We start from the raw sequence: 16,480 nt of genomic DNA on the forward strand, positions 1-16,480 counted from the left end.
GAGTGGTCGCGGGGACTCGTCGCGCGGGAGTTCTCAGGCGTTCAGGCGCGGCTTCACGTCGGTGTCGTAGATCCCCTGCAGCGTCTTCTGCAGGTCGCCCAGCGCCGCGGTGACGTCCCCCTGCTGGGTGAGGATCTTCCCGGCGGCCTTCGCCATCTCCTGGTCCGCCCCCGGGAGGAACACCCGGGCGTAGTCCTGCTGGCGGGTGACGGCCAGCTGGTCGAGCGCGGTCCTGATCTGCGGGGTCTTCGCGAGCACGGCGCTCATGTCCGCGGACTCGCGGACCGGCATGTAGCCGGTCGCCGCGGAGAACGCCGCCGTGCTCTCCGGGGAGGTGAGGAACTTCAAGAAGGTGGCGGCGGCGAGCTGCTGCTCCTTCGTGTTGTTCTTCGGGATGCCCAGGCCGGCGCCCCCGGTCGGGCACACGTTCGTGGCGTTGACCGAGCCGCCGGGCAGGAACCCGACGCCGACGTCGAACGTGGCGGCCTTCAACACGCCGACCAGGGACCCGGTCGAACTCATCGTGGCCGAGACCGCACCGGCGGAGAGGTCGGCGGACGCATCCTTGGAGGAGACACCGGCCCACTTGTCCTTGTACACGGTGTCCTGGACCATCTGCATGGCCTTGACGGTCTTGTCGGAGTTCGCGGTGAGCGAGAACTTGTCGCTCCACGCCGCCCCCTCACCCCAGAGCTGGTTCTGCAGCGTCCAGCCCGCGTAGTCCGCCAGGGCAGGGTGCTGGTAGACGTTCTGGATGCCGGGGTTGGCGGCCTTGATCCTGGGCGCCCACTGCGCGAATTCCTGCCAGGTCTTCGGTGCCCGGTCCGGCAGGCCGGCCGCCTTGAAGTGGTTCTTGTTGTAGTAGAACAGCGGGGTGGAGCGCGCGTACGGAACCGCCCACTGCTTGCCGGCGTACTGATAGTCGGCGAGCAGCTGCTTGCGGTAATCGGACGTGCTCACGTTCAGCTGCTCGAACACGCCGTCCAGGGGGATGATGGAGCCGTTGAGGAAGTAGCGGAACCACCACGCGTCGGAGAAGATCACCACGTTGGGCAACTCGCCGCCCTGCTGCGCCGTCTGGAACTTCTGGGCGACCTCCTCGTAGTTCGCCCCCGCCGTGACCATGTTGACCCGGATGTCGCTCTGAGCGGCGTGGAACTTCGCGATGATGGACTTCTCGACCTCCTCGGACTTGCCGGGGTGGTTGGACCAGAAGGTGATCGTGCTCGCCGGTTTCACCCCGGAGAAGTCGAGGTCCGCTTGGGCCGTCGCTGCGCCGGAACCGGTGGAGGGGCCGCCGCAGGCCGCGAGCGTCGCGGCGCCCGCCCCGAGGGCGGCGAGGGAGAGGAAGGAACGTCGGTCGAGGTGGTGCGTCGAGAACGGCGACATGGTGCTGCCTTTCGTGGGTGTTTTCGTTTCGATGACGAGGCGATCGGCGTTCAGCCGGTCACCGAGCCCTGGGTGAGTCCGGCGACGATGTAGCGCTGGAGAGCGGCGAAGATGACGAGCACGGGAACGACGACCAGGACGGCGCCGGCCATCATGATGCCCCAGCCGGCCGATCCGCTCTCGGAGTTCTGCAGCAGGGTCAGCCCCACCGGGAGAGTCATCATGCCCGGCTTGTCGACGATGATCAGGGGCCAGATGTAGTCGTTCCACTCCGTCACGATGGTCACCAGCGCCACCGTCGCGATGCTCGGCACGGATACCGGCACCACGATCCGCCAGAGCCGGCGCCAGTGCCCTGCGCCGTCGAGCTCGGCCGCTTCGAGGATGGACGCGGGCAGCGTCATGAAGTGCTGGCGCAGCAGGAAGGTGCCGAACGCCGTACCGAGGCCCGGCAGGATGATGCCCCAGTAGGTGTTCTGGCCGCCGAGGCCGGCGACGAGGATGTAGTTCGGCAGGATCGACACCTGCGGCGGGACCATCAGAGCGACCAGGATCAGCATGAAGATGACCCGTCGGAACGGGAACCGGACGAACACCAGGGCGTAGGCGGTGGCGATGGCCAGAGCCACCTTCACCACGGAGCCGACGGTCGTCACGATCACGCTGTTGAGGAAGAACCGACCGAACGGGACCGTCGTGGTCGCGCTCGCATAATTGCTGAAGTCCAGTCCCTTCGGCAGCACCCGCAGGTCGGTGGTGATGATCTCGCCCGGGGTCTTGAACGAGGACAGCACCATCCACAGCAGCGGTAGGAACACGACCAGGGTCGCGATCACCAGCGGCACGTAGCCGCCGGCGATCGTTCTGGCGATATTGGTCCAGGACAGGGGCCGTTCCCGGGTGGGAGGGGCGTCCGCGGGTCCGGTCACGGCCGTCGGGTAGGGGTGGGTCGCCGTGCTCACGCGTAGTGCACCTTCCGCTCGACGAAGCGCAACTGCAGGCCGGTCATGGCCAGGAGGATGACGAAGAGGATGACGGAGATGGTCGCCGAGTAGCCGGCGCGGTTGTACGCGCCGAAGGCCTGCTTGTAGGCCTCGAAGATCAACGTGCTGGTGCCGTTGCCCAGCGGGGTCATCACCCGGATCAGGTCGAAGGCCTGCAGGGAACTGAGCAGGGACGTGATCAGCAGGAAGAACGTGGTGGGGGACAGGAGCGGGAACGCGATGCTGACGAACCGACGGACGCTTCCCGCTCCGTCCAGCTGAGCGGCCTCCATCACGTCGTTCGGCAGGGACTGCAGGCCGGCGAGGTACACCACGGCGCAGTAGCCGAGGTTCTTCCACACGTACACGACGATGACCATGGTCAGAGCGAGCTGGGGGTCGTTGATCCACTGTGGGCTCGACTGACCCAAGCCGCGGAGGATCCAGGCCAGGGCGCCGTACACCGGGTCGAAGATGAACAACCAGACCAGACCGACACCGACCCCGGAGAGAACGAACGGCGCGAAGACCGCCGAGCGGGCGAAGGTGGTGCCCCGGATCTTCAGGTTCAGGGCCAGCGACACCAGCAGGCCCAGAACCATCGATCCGCCCACCGTCACGATCGTGAAGATCGCGGTGGTACCCAGGACGGCGGCCGCATCCGGCGAGGTGAAGAAGGTGACGTAGTTGCCCAGCCCGACGACGCTCGCGGTGGGCGAACCGAGGGTCCAGTTCAGGGTCGAGAAGTAGAGGTTGCTGATCAGTGGGCGGTAGGTGAACGCCGCGATCAGGATCAGGTTGGGCAGGGCGAGAGCGAGGAAGACGACGAAGTCGCGCCGGTCACGGCCGGTGACATGCCGTCGCCGAACGAGATCGCCGCGGCTGGGACTCCCGGGGGCAGGCTCGTGGGGCTTGAGCCAGGTCATACGGACTACCTCGAGTTCGGGGACACGGTCGCGGTCGGTACCCGCGAAGCACGCCCCACCGGGGACCGGTTCGCGCGGACCGACCACGGACACTTCAGCATGCGATCGAGGCGTCACAGGCCGAGTTCGCGGCATCTTCCCGGACTGCTGTCCAACTGTTCGGTGACGGTTAAGACCGGGTTCACCGACCCGCTCGCCGGTCGCCGAGCGACGACGGTCCAGGCGATGACCTCCGCCGTGCCGCACGCAGCCGGCGGCGTCAGCGACCGGCCGGCGGTGGTGTAGGATAGACCGTTGGTTGTCTGGGCCCTGTTGCCGGCCGGGGAGAGTCCGGTCTCCGGGTCTCGCCTCGATGCCGCCGTCGGCAGAGGTCCGACAACTGGGAACGTCCCACCGCTCCGACCGGAGCGGACGAGAAAACGATAGCGGAGTTCATGGCCAAGAAAGACGGTGTCATCGAGATCGAGGGCACAGTGACCGAGGCGCTGCCCAACGCCACGTTCCGGGTGGAGCTGTCCAACGGTCACCTGGTGCTCGCCCACATCTCCGGGAAGATGCGTCAGCACTACATCCGGATCCTCCCCGAGGACCGCGTGGTGGTGGAGCTCTCTCCCTACGACCTGTCCCGCGGCCGCATCGTCTACCGCTACAAGTAAACGCAAAGGAAAGACATGAAGGTCCAACCGAGCGTGAAGCCGATCTGCGACAAGTGCAAGGTGATCCGCCGCAACGGGCGGGTCATGGTGATCTGCGAGAACCCACGCCACAAGCAGCGCCAGGGCTGACCTCCCTCGGGAGGCCCTGGGCCGCTTCCGGGTGCACCTGCACCCACCTCGGCGCCGTCGGCGTCGGCCACACCAGCACCACCGCGGGCACGGCTCGCACACCCCCGGTCCCGGAGGCCGAGGACCGCGACGGGACGTCGCGGACGGTGATGCTCCAGACCTCCGGAAGAAGCAAGGAGAACCGCCACATGGCACGTCTCGCTGGCGTCGACATTCCCCGTGAGAAGCGGGTCGAGATCGCGCTCACCTACATCTACGGCATGGGCCGCACCCGCGCGCACCAGACCCTGGCCGAGACCGGGATCAGCCCGGACGTCCGGGTGAAGGACCTGACGGACGACCAACTCGTCCAGCTGCGTGACTACATCGAGGGCAACTTCCGGGTCGAGGGCGATCTCCGCCGCGAGGTGGCCGCCGACATCCGCCGCAAGGTCGAGATCGGCAGCTACGAGGGTCTGCGGCACCGCCGCGGCCTGCCGGTGCGCGGTCAGCGCACGAAGACCAACGCGCGTACCCGCAAGGGCCCGAAGCGCACCGTGGCCGGCAAGAAGAAGGCCCGCTGACCCGCAGCGGACCGCTCGCGAACGCAGATCCCATCCCAGGAGAGTAGACATGCCCCCGAAGAACCGCACGGCGGTGCGCAAGCCGCGCCGCAAGGACAAGAAGAACATCACGCTCGGTCAGGCGCACATCAAGAGCACCTTCAACAACACCATCGTGTCCATCACCGATCCCACCGGTGCCGTGATCTCCTGGGCCTCGGCCGGCGAGGTCGGATTCAAGGGCTCCCGCAAGTCCACGCCGTACGCCGCGCAGATGGCGGCGGAATCCGCGGCCAAGCGTGCCCAGGAGCACGGCGTCAAGAAGGTCGACGTCTTCGTCAAGGGCCCCGGCTCCGGCCGCGAGACCGCGATCCGGTCCCTCCAGGCCACCGGCCTGGAGGTCGGCACCATCCAGGACGTCACCCCCAGCGCCCACAACGGCTGCCGGCCGCCGAAGCGCCGCCGCGTCTGATTCATCCCGGCGACCGGGTCCGCATCGCGGATCCGGTCGCTCGGTCGTGTCACGTCCCGCGGCCCCGGTGTGCTGCGCACGCCGCACCGGTGACCGGACGCGGTCATTCCATCACTGTGTTGCGTCATATAGCGGTCGCTCGCTGAAAGGAAACCCCCGAAGTGCTCATTGCACAGCGCCCCACCCTCACGGAAGACGTCGTCTCCGAGACGCGCTCCCGTTTCACCATCGAGCCGCTCGAGCCCGGTTTCGGTTACACACTCGGCAACTCGCTGCGTCGGACCCTGCTCTCCTCCATCCCCGGCGCCGCCGTCACCAGCATCCGCATCGACGGTGTGCTGCATGAGTTCACCACGGTGCCCGGTGTCAAGGAGGACGTCACCGAGATCATCCTGAACATCAAGCAGCTCTCCGTCTCCTCGGAGCACGACGAGCCCGTCGTCGCCTACCTGCGCAAGCAGGGCCCCGGCGTCGTGACCGCCGCGGACATCGCCCCGCCGGCCGGGGTGGAGTTCCACAACCCGGACCTGCACATCGCCACCCTGAACGACAAGGGCAAGTTCGAGGTCGAGCTGACCATCGAGCGCGGCCGCGGCTACGTCTCGGCGGCACAGAACAAGTCGTTCGACGCCGAGATCGGCCGGGTCCCGGTCGATTCCATCTACTCGCCGGTGCTCAAGGTCACCTTCCGTGTGGAGGCTACCCGCGTCGAGCAGCGCACCGACTTCGACAGCCTGGTCGTGGACGTCGAGACCAAGCCGGCGATCAGCCCGCGCGACGCCGTGGCCTCCGCCGGCACCACCCTGGTGGAACTGTTCGGACTGGCCCGGGAGCTGAACACCGCCGCCGAGGGCATCGAGATCGGGCCGTCGCCGACGGACGCCGCGCTGGCGGCCGACATGGCCCTGCCGATCGAGGACCTGGAACTGACGGTCCGTTCGTACAACTGCCTCAAGCGGGAGGGCATCCACAGCGTGGGTGAGCTCGTCGCGCGGTCGGAGGCGGACCTGATGGACATCCGGAACTTCGGCGCCAAGTCCATCGACGAGGTCAAGGCCAAGCTGCTGGAGCTGGGTCTCTCGCTCAAGGACTCGCCCCCCGGCTTCGACCTGGCCGCCCGTGCCGCCCTGGAAGAGGACGACGCCGAGTACGGCGACGACGAACTCTGACCCGCCGTTTCTAGAGGAGAACAACCATGCCCACCCCCACCAAGGGCCCGCGCCTCGGAGGCGGCCCCGCCCACGAGCGCCTCATGCTGGCCAACCTGGCGTCCTCGCTGTTCGAGCACCGCCGGATCACCACCACCGTGACGAAGGCCAAGCGCCTCCGCCCGTTCGCCGAGCGGCTGGTCACCTTCGCCAAGCGCGGGGATCTGGCGTCCCGCCGGCGTGTGCTGGCCGTGATCAGCAACAAGACCGTCGTGCACGAGCTCTTCACCGAGATCGCGCCCGCCGTGTCTAAGCGCGACGGCGGCTACACGCGGATCATCAAGATCGGCCCCCGCAAGGGTGACAACGCGCCGATGGCCGTGATCGAGCTCGTCCTCGAGCCGGTGTCCGCCCGGCAGGCCACCGTCGCGGAGGCGGAGACCGCCACCCGTCGTGGTGCCACCGTCGCCCCGGCCGCGCCGCCGGTGCCGGCCGAGGACAGCACGGCCGACGTGACCCCCGCCGAGGAGGCCGCCGCGCCGGTCGATGAGGAGACCACCGCGGCTGCGGCCGAGGCTCCGGCCGCCACGGACGACGCTGCCGAGGGCGACGCCGAGAAGGCCTGACCTCGCCCGTGATCGCGCGTCGATGCCCGCCCCCCGCCTGCGGGGGCGGGCATCGTGCGTTCTTGCCGGTGGGCACGGGCATCGTGCGTCCGAGCCACCCGATTCCGAGGAGAGCATGAGCGAGCAGCCCGCGCCCGCGGCGAGCACCGGACCGGCGGACGAACCGGACCGCCGGAGCCTGCGGATCCGCCTCGGCATCGCCTATGACGGAAGCCCCTTCGCCGGCTGGGCCACCCAGCCGACCGCGCCGACGGTGCAGGGCGCCCTGGAAGCCGGCCTGACCCTGCTGCTGCGCAGGCCGGCGCGGCTGACCGTGGCCGGGCGCACGGACGCCGGCGTGCACGCGCGCGGCCAGGTCGCCCATCTCGACGTCACGCCTGCGGAATGGGACGGACTAGGGCGCCGGCACGGCGGGGACCCGGCCGACGCGTTGCTGCGGCGGTTGCGCGGGGTGCTCGGTCGGGTGCTGAGCGACATCGGTCCGCACGCGGCCGGGGCGATCGTCGTGCACAGCGCCGCGACCGCGCCGTCGGGCTTCGACGCACGGTTCTCGGCGCTCTCCCGGCGGTACAGCTACCGGATCGCCGACCCGGCCGCCGGTCGCGACCCGCTGGTCCGCGGCAGCACCCTGTGGCATCCGGAGCCGCTGGACGTCGACGCCCTCAACGGGTCTGCGTCGGCTGTCACCGGAGTGGCCGACTTCTTGCCCTTCTGCAAGCCCCGGGACCACGCGACCACGGTGCGGGACCTACAGCGGTTCCGGTTCGTCCGGCAGCCGGACGGCGTCGTCGTCGCCGACGTCGTCGCGGACGCGTTCTGCCACCACATGGTGCGTGGCCTGATCGGTGCCGCTCTGCACGTGGGCGACGGTCGGCGGGACACCGGGTGGCTGCGGGAGCGGCTCGACGCGCGGATCCGGGACTCCGCCATCCGGCTGGCGCCGCCGCACCCGCTGGTCCTGGAGGAAGTCACTTACCCGGCGGCCGAGGAACTCGCCGCCCGGGCCACGGCCACCCGCGCCCGGCGCGACCCGCTCGACTGAGCCCGCTTCGGACGAGCTGGCGGCGGGTGGCGGGATCCGCTTTGACCCGCAGGCCCCGGAACCGGTAATGTGGTCAGCTGTTGTGCGTGTCCTGCCCGGATCACGCGCACCCACGTCGCGTCCGGTTGCAGGACACCGTCGACGGGGTTGCGCCGGTCGAGGATCAGGGGAAATGATGCCCAGCCCTCACCTGGCCGTCTCCCGTCGCACCGACCTCGGCGCGTCCACAGTTGCGCCACCACGAACTGTATCGAAACGAAGGCAAACAACGTGCGAACGTACACTCCGAAGCCCGGTGACATCGACCGCAAGTGGCACGTCATCGACGCCACCGACGTCGTCCTGGGTCGCCTTGCCAGCCAGACCGCAACGCTGCTGCGCGGGAAGCACAAGCCGACCTTCGCGCCCCACATGGACACCGGCGACTTCGTCATCATCGTCAACGCCGACAAGGTAGCGCTGACCGGCGCGAAGGCCGAGCAGAAACGCGCCTACCGGCACTCCGGGTACCCGGGTGGCCTGAAGTCGGTCAGCTACGCCGAGCTGCTGGAGAAGAACCCGGCTCGCGCGGTGGAGAAGGCCGTCAAGGGCATGCTGCCGAAGAATTCGCTCGCCGCCAAGCAGCTGGCCAAGCTGAAGATCTACGTCGGGCCCGAACACCCCCACGCGGCGCAGCAGCCGCAGACGTTCGCCATCACCCAGGTCGCGCAGTAGTCGCGGGCCCCGCACACCCAAGGAGAATCGTGGCTCAGAACGACGAGCAGACCATCGCCGCCGGCGAGGACAATCTGACCAGCTACACCAGCGAGTCCGCGCCCGCCGGCGCCGAGGCCCCCGCCACCGCCCGTCCGGCCCTGACCGTGCCCGGTGCCGCCGTGGGTCGCCGCAAGGAGGCCATCGCCCGTGTCCGGCTCATCCCGGGCTCCGGCTCGTGGCAGATCAACGGCCGGGAGCTGGCGAACTACTTCCCGAACAAGTTGCACCAGCAGGAAGTCAACGACCCGTTCCGCATCCTCGAACTCGAGGGTTCGTACGACGTCATCGCCCGGATCGACGGCGGCGGCGCCTCCGGCCAGGCCGGTGCGCTGCGGCTGGGCATCGCCCGTGCCCTGAACGAGATCGACCGGGAGAACAACCGCCCGACCCTGAAGAAGGCCGGTTTCCTCACCCGCGACGCCCGCGTGATCGAGCGCAAGAAGGCCGGCCTGAAGAAGGCCCGCAAGGCGCCGCAGTACTCGAAGCGCTGATCCTGCGCGGCGGCGGACTCATCCCGCTGCCCGCACCCGGACGGCCGGTCGCCCAGGGCGACCGGCCGTTTCGTCGTGCCGGGACGAACGCCGGCGCGACGCGCCGGCAACGACGCCGGACCGGAACGACACCGGGCCCGAGCGCCGGTGTCGTTCCGGTCCCCGGCTATGATGAGTGGCGATGTCTAGATTGTTCGGAACCGATGGAGTCCGCGGCCTGGCGAACGGCACCCTGACGGCGGAGCTGGCCCTCGGGCTCGCCCAGGCCGCCGCGCAGGTGCTCGGCCACGACCGCACGGAGCACGGCGTGCGGCCCCGAGCGGTGCTGGCCCGTGACCCGCGGGTCAGTGGCGAGTTCATCGCCGCCGCCACCGCGGCAGGGCTGGCCAGCGAGGGCGTGGACGTCTACGACGCCGGGGTGCTGCCGACGCCGGCCGCGGCCTTCCTCGTCGCCGACATCGACGCGGACTTCGGCGTGATGATCTCCGCCTCCCACAACCCCGCGCCCGACAACGGCATCAAGTTCTTCGCCCGCGGCGGCCAGAAGCTGCCGGACGCGGTCGAGGACGAGATCGAGGCCGTCTTCCGCGGCGCGGACCGCCGGCGGCCCACCGGGGCCGACGTCGGGCGGATCCAGCGGTTCGCCGATGCCGAGGACCGCTACGTGCTGCACCTGCTCGCCACGCTGCCCGCCCGCCTCGACGGCCTGACCGTCGTCGTGGACTGCGCGAACGGTGCCGCCAGCGGCTGCTCCCCGCAGGCCTTCGCCGACGCGGGCGCCCGGGTGATCGTGATCGGCGCCGACCCGGACGGGATCAATATCAACGACGGGGTGGGGTCGACGCACCTGGACGCCCTGAGCGCCGCCGTCCTCGCGCACGGAGCGGACCTGGGCATCGCGCACGACGGGGACGCGGACCGCTGCCTGGCCGTCGACGAGCGCGGAGAGACGGTCGACGGCGACCAGATCATGGCCATCCTCGCCCTCGCCCTCAAGCGGCGGGAGAGCCTGCGCGACGACGTGCTGGTGGCGACCGTGATGAGCAATCTCGGCCTCAAACTGGCCTTGCGCGACGCCGGCATCCGGATCGAGGAGACCGGCGTCGGTGACCGGTACGTGCTGGAACGGATGCGCGAGGGCGGTTACTCCCTCGGCGGGGAACAGTCCGGGCACGTCATCTTCGCCGACCACGCCACCACGGGCGACGGGGTGCTCACCGGCTTGCAGCTCGCCGCGCAGGTGGCCGCCACCGGGCGGCCCCTGTCGGCGCTGGCCGCCCAGATGACCCGTCTGCCCCAGGTGCTGATCAACGTCAAGGGCGTGGACAAGTCCCGTGCCGCCACCCACGCCGAGCTGCTGGCCGTGATCGCCGCGACCGAGCAGCGGCTGGGGGAGACCGGACGCGTGCTGTTGCGGCCCTCCGGCACCGAGCCGGTGGTCCGGGTGATGGTCGAGGCCGCGGACATGGACACCGCGCGCACCGAGGCGGAGTCCCTCGCCCAGGCGGTGCGGGACAGCGTCGCCCTGGTCGAAAAGGTCTGAGCGCCGGTCCCGCGCGCTACGCGCGGTTGGTCGTGAGCGCGTCGCGGATCTCGGTGAGCAGCTGCACCTGCGGGTCGGCGGGCGCGTCGCCCGGCACGATGCCGAGCCGGCGGTTGCGCCGTTCGATCAGCTTGTTCATCGGCAGGACGATCGCGAAGTAGACGGCCGCGGCGACCAGCAGGAAGTTGACGATCGCGGTGAGCAGGACACCGAATTCGACGTCGTTGCCGTTGAGGGTGACGCGGGCGAAACTGTCGAAGTTCGGGGAGCCGACCAGCGCCGCGATCAGCGGCATCAGCACGCTCTGCACCAACGCGGTGATGACCTGGGAGAACGCGGCCCCGATGATCACGGCAACGGCCAGGTCCAGCACGTTGCCCTTCATGATGAATTCCTTGAAACCCTGCAGCATGGGCAGCAGCGTACCGTGACGCCAGGGCCCGGCGAGCCCCGGCTCAGCGGGTCGGGTTGGGGTCCGGCGGGATCCGGTCCCCTCCGCGGTCCGGCCGGACGGGGGTGAAGGGCGACGGCGTCGGAATGGGACGGCCGGGGAGCCCGGTTGCCGGCGCCGTACCGCCGTCCGTGCCGGTGCTGTCCGTGCTGGAGGGCTCCGTGCTGGAAGGAGCGGGCGACGACGGGCCGGTCGTGGACGGATCGGGGGAAGGGCTCGGCGCGGGACGGTCGCAGGCGCTCAACAGCAGCGCCGCCGCCACCGCGGCGGCCACGGCCATCGTCCGAACGGCCCGGCGCATCTCAGGTCTTCCGCAGCAGGACGCGGCGGACGGAGTGATCGGCGTCCTTGCTCAGCACCAGCTGCGCCCGGCCCCGGGTCGGCAGTACGTTCTGCACCAGGTTCGGCTCGTTGATGCCGCGCCAGAAACCGCGCGCCGTGGCCTCCGCGTCGCTGTCGGAGAGGGTGGCGAACCGGCGGAAGTAGGACTGCGGATCGGCGAACGCCGACGTGCGCAGCTGCCGGAACCGGTGGATGTACCAGTTCTCGATGTCAGCGGTACGGGCGTCCACGTACAGCGAGAAGTCGAAGTAGTCGCTCAGGGCCAGGCCCACCCGGCCGTCCCGATGCCGGCGAGCCGGTTGCAGCACGTTCAGGCCCTCGACGATCAGCACGTCCGGACGCCGCACCACGACCTCCCGGTCGGGCACGATGTCGTACACCAGGTGTGAGTACCAGGGGGCCCGCACCTCCTCGGCACCGCTCTTGACCGCGGCGACGAAACGCAGCAGGGCACGCTGGTCGTACGACTCGGGGAACCCCTTGCGCTCCATCAGGCCCCGGCGCTGCAGTTCCGCGTTCGGCAGCAGGAAGCCGTCGGTGGTCACCAGCTGCACGTCGGGCGTGCTGGGCCAGCGACGGAGCATCTCCCGCAGCACCCGGGCGATGGTCGACTTCCCGACGGCGACCGACCCGGCGACGGCGATGACGAACGGGGTGCGGTGCGTGCGCTCGCCGAGGAACGTGGTGGTCACGTTGTGGGTGTGCCCGGCCGCTTCCACGTAGAGGTTCAGCAGCCGCGACAGCGGCAGGTACACGTCCCGGATCTCGTCCAGATCCAGCGGATCCCCGGTGCCGCGCAGCCGGTCGATGTCCTCCTGGTTGAGCGGGGAGTCGATCTCCGTGGACAGCCGCGCCCACGTGGGACGGTCCAGTTCGATGAACGGGCTCACCCCGTGCTCCAGGGAAGGGACACGGGGGGGCAGGGTCGGGACGAGGCCCGCGGGCTCCACGCTCATCGTCTCGATTCTGCCCGCCCGCGAGGGCGCCGTCCACTTGACCCGCCCGCACCGCCGCCACACCGGGGGCGGCCTGTCCGGGCGGACCCGCCCGCCCCGGTAGGCTGGCGGGTATGTGTGGAATCGTTGGATACGTCGGGCGTCCCGGGCACGCCCACACCGCCCTGGACGTCGTCCTCGAGGGGCTGCGCCGGCTCGAGTACCGCGGCTACGACTCCGCCGGCGTCGCCGTCGTCGCCGACGGCACCATCGATGCCCGGAAGAAGTCCGGCAAGCTCGCCAACCTCGTCGGCGAGATCGAGCGCGAGTCCCTGCCCGACGCCAGCACCGGCATCGGGCACACCCGGTGGGCCACCCACGGCGGCCCGACCGACCGCAACGCCCACCCGCACCTGGCCGATGACGGCCGGCTCGCCGTCATCCACAACGGCATCATCGAGAACTTCGCGGAGTTGAAGGCCGAGCTGGCCGACTCCGGTCACGTGTTCGTCTCCGAGACGGACACCGAGGTCGCCGCCGTCCTGCTGGCCTGCCTGTACCGGTCGCTGATCGACGAGGTGGCCGACCCCGGGCAGCGGCTGACCGTCGCCATGCAGCGTGCCTGCCAGCGGCTGGAGGGCGCCTTCACGCTGCTCACCGTGCACGCGGACGCCGCCGACGTCGTCGTCGCCGCCCGCCGCAGCTCTCCGCTGGTCGTGGGCCTGGGCGAGGGCGAGAACTTCCTGGGCTCGGACGTCGCCGGTTTCATCGACTACACGCGCCGCGCCGTCGAACTCGGTCAGGACCAGATCGTCACCATCACCCCCGAGGCGATGGAGATCACCGACTTCGGTGGCAACCCGGCCGAGGGCACGGAGTACGAGGTCGACTGGGACGTCGCCGCCGCCGAGAAGGACGGGTACTCCTCTTTCATGCTCAAGGAGATCAACGAGCAGCCCTCCGCCGTCGAGCAGACCCTGATGGGCCGGCTCGACCCGCAGGGCAACTTGATGCTGGACGAACTGCGCATCGACGAGTCGATCCTGCGCGCCGTCGACAAGATCGTCGTCGTCGCCTGCGGCACCGCCGCGTACGCCGGCCAGGTCGCCAAGTACGCCATCGAACACTGGTGCCGGATCCCCACCGAGGTCGAACTCGCCCACGAGTTCCGCTACCGGGACCCGATCGTGAACGAGAAGACCCTCGTCGTCGCGTTCTCCCAGTCGGGCGAGACGATGGACACCCTGATGGCCGTCCGGCACGCCCGCGAACAGGGCGCGAAGGTCGTCGCCATCTGCAACACCAACGGCTCGACCATCCCGCGCGAGTCCGACGCCGTGATCTACACGCACGCCGGCCCCGAGATCGCGGTCGCCTCCACCAAGGCGTTCCTGTCCCAGATCGCCGCCGCCTACCTGCTCGGCCTGTACCTGGCCCAGCTGCGCGGCACCAAGTTCGCCGACGAGGTGCGGGAGGTGCTGCACGAGCTGCAGCAGGTCCCGGCCAAGATCCAGACCGTGCTCGACGCCGCCGGCAAGGTCACGGACCTGGCCCGGCGGATGTCGGACGCGGACTCGGTGCTCTTCCTCGGCCGGCACGTGGGCTACCCGGTGGCGCTCGAGGGCGCGTTGAAGCTCAAGGAGATCGCCTACATCCACGCGGAGGGCTTCGCCGCCGGGGAACTCAAGCACGGCCCGATCGCCCTGGTCGAGGAGGGGCAGCCGGTGTTCGTCATCGTGCCGTCCCCGCGCGGCCGCGACTCGCTGCACGCAAAGGTCGTCTCCAACATCCAGGAGGTGCGCGCCCGCGGCGCCATCACCATCGTGATCGCGGAGGAGGGCGACGAGGCGGTGACCCCGTACGCCAACGAGGTGATCCGGGTGCCGCGGACCCCGGTCCTGCTCGCCCCGCTGCTGACCACCGTGCCGCTGCAGCTGTTCGCCTGTGAACTGGCCGACTCCAAGGGTTACGACGTGGACCAGCCCCGCAACCTGGCCAAGTCGGTCACGGTCGAGTAGCCCGGTGGCAATCCGCGGCATCGGGGTGGACGTGGTCGCCGTCGAGCGGTTCGCCGCGCAGCTGGCCCGCACGCCGCGGCTGGTCGAACGGCTGTTCGTGCCGTCCGAGCGCGGTCTGCACGTGCGCTCCCTCGCGGCCCGGTTCGCGGTCAAGGAAGCCACCGCGAAGGCGCTCGGCGCGCCGGCCGGGATGAACTGGCAGCACTGCTGGGTGGAGACCGACGACGCCGGAGCGCCGAGCCTGGGGATGTGCGACAGTGTGGCGGCCGCCGCCCGGTTTCGCGGCATCGACCGCTGGCACGTGTCCATCAGCCACGACGGCGACATCGCCACCGGCATGGTGATCGCCGAGGGCGACTGAAAACACGCCGGGCGGTCGCCGCACTCAGGAGAAGGAACGGACCATGCTCGAGGCCTGGACCGGCACGCAGATCCGTGCCGCCGAACAACCCCGGCTCGACGCCGGGGACGGGGCAGCGCTGATGCGCCGCGCCGCTCACGGCCTGGCCGGCGCCGCCCTGGCGCTGCTGGACGTTCGTCACCGGCCCCGGTACGGGGCACGGGTGGTGGCGCTCGCCGGGGCCGGCAACAACGGGGGTGACGCCCTGTGGGCCGCCGCGCTGCTCGCCCGGCGCGGGCTGGCCCCGGCCGCGGTGCTCGTCGCCGACCGCGCCCACGAGGCGGGCCTGGCCGCGGTGCGCGCCGCTGGCGGTGCCGTGGTTGGGCCGTTGGCGACCCGCGACGCCGGGCACGAGCACGGCCTGGATGCGGCCCGGCGGCTGCTCGCGGGCGCCGACGTCGTCATCGACGGCATCCTCGGCACCGGCGGTTCGGGTGGCCTGCGGGAGCCCGCCGCGTCGCTCGCCGCCCACCTGGAGGAACTCCGCCGCGCCGGGCGTGTCGCCGTGCTCGCCTGCGACATTGCCTCCGGCGTCGACGCCGACACCGGCGAGGCCGCCGGAGCAGCCGTGACCGCGGACGCGACCGCCACCTTCGGCGGCGCCAAGGTGGGGCACCTGGCCGGGGCCGGCGAAGCGGCGCGCGGGACCCTCACCGTGGTACCGATCGGCATCGAGGCCGAGCTGCCGTCCCCCGCGCTGCGCCGGCTGCAGACCGCGGACCTGGGAGCCCTGTGGCCCACGCCCGGCCGCAGTGCGCAGAAGTACAGCCGCGGTGTCCTGGGCGTGATCGCCGGCTCCGCCCAGTACCCCGGGGCGGCGCTGCTCACCACCGCCGCCGCGGCCGCCGCCGGCGTCGGCATGGTCCGCTACCTCGGTCCCGCCGCCGTCGGCCACGCGATCAACCTGCGCACTCCGGACGCCGTCTGCAGCGAGCAGCAGCCCGGAGACGTGCACGTCCAGGCCTGGCTCGCCGGCCCCGGCACCAACGACGACGAGGGCCAGCTCGCCCGGGTCCGCGCCGCCCTCGCGGCCGCCGTCGAACACGGGCACCCGGCCGTGGTCGACGCCGGCGGCATCAGCGTGCTCCCGGAGGCCGGGGCCGCGCACCTCGTCCTCACCCCTCATGCCGGGGAACTCGCGCAGCTGCTGGCCGACCGCGGCGAGACGGTGGACCGAGCCGACGTCGAAGCCCGGCCCCTGCACCACGCACGTCTGGCGGCTCAACGGACCGGGTGCACGGTGCTGCTCAAGGGCGCGACCACCCTGGTCGCCGGGCCGGACGGCACCGTGTTCAGCCAGGCCGACGCCACCCCCTGGCTGTCCACCGCCGGCAGCGGGGACGTACTCGCCGGCGTCCTCGGCGCCGTGCTCGCGGGCGTCGCCGAGCACCCGGAAGCGGCCGAGGCCGCCGGGCTCGGCGGGAACGCGCGCTGGGCGGCCGCCGCCGCGACCGCCGCGGCCGTGCACGGACGGGCGGGCCGGATCGCCGCCCACGATCCCGCGGGCAGCGGCGCCGGCGGGCCGGTGCACGCCACCGCCGTCATCGACGCGGTCCCCGCCGCGGTGCGCGCCGTCCTGACCGGCTGAGTTCCGCCCTCGCCGAGCTCGTCCCCGATGGGACAGGTACTAC

19 protein-coding genes are annotated in these 16,480 nt (G+C 70.7%); 14 read left to right on the forward strand and 5 right to left on the reverse strand.

The window, feature by feature from the left end:
• Positions 1–33: 33 nt before the first annotated feature.
• From BKD30_RS13715 to BKD30_RS13725, 3 genes are read right to left on the reverse strand one after another with little or no spacing between them, the layout of a single operon-like run.
• On the reverse strand, positions 34–1,389 hold the full coding sequence (locus BKD30_RS13715) for an ABC transporter substrate-binding protein (RefSeq protein ID WP_076705480.1): 1,356 nt from the start codon (positions 1,387–1,389) through the stop codon (positions 34–36).
• A 50-nt stretch (positions 1,390–1,439) separates the two neighbouring features.
• Positions 1,440–2,318 carry a carbohydrate ABC transporter permease gene (locus BKD30_RS13720; protein WP_076705557.1) on the reverse strand — a complete coding sequence of 293 codons (879 nt, stop codon included), beginning with the start codon at positions 2,316–2,318 and terminating at the stop codon, positions 1,440–1,442.
• A 29-nt stretch (positions 2,319–2,347) separates the two neighbouring features.
• Positions 2,348–3,298, reverse strand: coding sequence for a carbohydrate ABC transporter permease (locus BKD30_RS13725; protein ID WP_083956530.1), 951 nt, complete (start codon positions 3,296–3,298; stop codon positions 2,348–2,350).
• A 162-nt stretch (positions 3,299–3,460) separates the two neighbouring features.
• Here BKD30_RS13725 and BKD30_RS16890 point away from each other — a divergent pair, with 162 nt between their 5' ends.
• The 11 genes from BKD30_RS16890 (at position 3,461) to glmM (ending at position 10,703) form a co-directional block, all read left to right on the forward strand.
• On the forward strand, positions 3,461–3,583 hold the full coding sequence (locus BKD30_RS16890; protein WP_268874389.1) for a hypothetical protein: 123 nt from the start codon (positions 3,461–3,463) through the stop codon (positions 3,581–3,583).
• 149 nt (positions 3,584–3,732) lie between these two features.
• On the forward strand, positions 3,733–3,954 hold the full coding sequence (infA, locus tag BKD30_RS13735; RefSeq protein ID WP_076693529.1) for a translation initiation factor IF-1: 222 nt from the start codon (positions 3,733–3,735) through the stop codon (positions 3,952–3,954).
• Positions 3,955–3,969: 15 nt separating this feature from the next.
• Complete coding sequence (gene rpmJ / locus BKD30_RS13740; RefSeq protein WP_017833320.1) at positions 3,970–4,083, forward strand: 50S ribosomal protein L36; 114 nt, start codon at positions 3,970–3,972, stop codon at positions 4,081–4,083.
• Between the two features lie 188 nt (positions 4,084–4,271).
• On the forward strand, positions 4,272–4,646 hold the full coding sequence (gene rpsM, locus BKD30_RS13745) for a 30S ribosomal protein S13 (RefSeq protein WP_076705483.1): 375 nt from the start codon (positions 4,272–4,274) through the stop codon (positions 4,644–4,646).
• A 49-nt stretch (positions 4,647–4,695) separates the two neighbouring features.
• On the forward strand, positions 4,696–5,097 hold the full coding sequence (rpsK, locus tag BKD30_RS13750) for a 30S ribosomal protein S11 (protein ID WP_076705484.1): 402 nt from the start codon (positions 4,696–4,698) through the stop codon (positions 5,095–5,097).
• Positions 5,098–5,258: 161 nt separating this feature from the next.
• Positions 5,259–6,266, forward strand: coding sequence for a DNA-directed RNA polymerase subunit alpha (locus tag BKD30_RS13755; RefSeq protein WP_076705485.1), 1,008 nt, complete (start codon positions 5,259–5,261; stop codon positions 6,264–6,266).
• A gap of 26 nt (positions 6,267–6,292) precedes the next feature.
• Positions 6,293–6,871, forward strand: coding sequence for a 50S ribosomal protein L17 (gene rplQ / locus BKD30_RS13760; protein ID WP_076705486.1), 579 nt, complete (start codon positions 6,293–6,295; stop codon positions 6,869–6,871).
• 115 nt (positions 6,872–6,986) lie between these two features.
• Positions 6,987–7,913 (forward strand): tRNA pseudouridine synthase A, encoded by a 927-nt coding sequence (locus BKD30_RS13765; RefSeq protein WP_083956532.1) that lies wholly within the window; start codon positions 6,987–6,989, stop codon positions 7,911–7,913.
• Between the two features lie 270 nt (positions 7,914–8,183).
• Positions 8,184–8,627, forward strand: a complete 444-nt coding sequence (gene rplM / locus BKD30_RS13770) for a 50S ribosomal protein L13 (protein WP_076705487.1) — start codon at positions 8,184–8,186, stop codon at positions 8,625–8,627.
• Between the two features lie 29 nt (positions 8,628–8,656).
• Positions 8,657–9,160: a 30S ribosomal protein S9 gene (gene rpsI / locus BKD30_RS13775; protein ID WP_076705488.1), complete on the forward strand. Its 504-nt coding sequence runs from the start codon at positions 8,657–8,659 to the stop codon at positions 9,158–9,160.
• 181 nt (positions 9,161–9,341) lie between these two features.
• Positions 9,342–10,703 (forward strand): phosphoglucosamine mutase, encoded by a 1,362-nt coding sequence (gene glmM, locus BKD30_RS13780; RefSeq protein WP_076705490.1) that lies wholly within the window; start codon positions 9,342–9,344, stop codon positions 10,701–10,703.
• Between the two features lie 16 nt (positions 10,704–10,719).
• On the opposite strand, the gene mscL is transcribed toward glmM, so the two are convergent.
• Positions 10,720–11,115, reverse strand: a complete 396-nt coding sequence (gene mscL, locus BKD30_RS13785; RefSeq protein ID WP_076705492.1) for a large conductance mechanosensitive channel protein MscL — start codon at positions 11,113–11,115, stop codon at positions 10,720–10,722.
• Positions 11,116–11,456: 341 nt separating this feature from the next.
• Positions 11,457–12,452 carry a type I pantothenate kinase gene (gene coaA / locus BKD30_RS13795; RefSeq protein ID WP_083956534.1) on the reverse strand — a complete coding sequence of 332 codons (996 nt, stop codon included), beginning with the start codon at positions 12,450–12,452 and terminating at the stop codon, positions 11,457–11,459.
• Between the two features lie 113 nt (positions 12,453–12,565).
• On the opposite strand from coaA, the gene glmS reads away from it, so the two are divergent.
• From glmS to BKD30_RS13810, 3 genes are read left to right on the forward strand one after another with little or no spacing between them, the layout of a single operon-like run.
• Positions 12,566–14,449, forward strand: coding sequence for a glutamine--fructose-6-phosphate transaminase (isomerizing) (gene glmS, locus BKD30_RS13800; RefSeq protein ID WP_076705496.1), 1,884 nt, complete (start codon positions 12,566–12,568; stop codon positions 14,447–14,449).
• A 10-nt stretch (positions 14,450–14,459) separates the two neighbouring features.
• Entirely contained in the window at positions 14,460–14,810 is a 351-nt protein-coding gene (locus BKD30_RS13805) for a holo-ACP synthase (RefSeq protein ID WP_076705564.1), read from the forward strand.
• A 43-nt stretch (positions 14,811–14,853) separates the two neighbouring features.
• Positions 14,854–16,437, forward strand: coding sequence for a bifunctional ADP-dependent NAD(P)H-hydrate dehydratase/NAD(P)H-hydrate epimerase (locus tag BKD30_RS13810; protein WP_076705498.1), 1,584 nt, complete (start codon positions 14,854–14,856; stop codon positions 16,435–16,437).
• The last annotated feature ends 43 nt before the right edge of the window (positions 16,438–16,480 follow it).

It is taken from the genome of Tersicoccus phoenicis (assembly GCF_001968835.1).
Lineage (GTDB): Bacteria > Actinomycetota > Actinomycetes > Actinomycetales > Micrococcaceae > Tersicoccus > Tersicoccus phoenicis.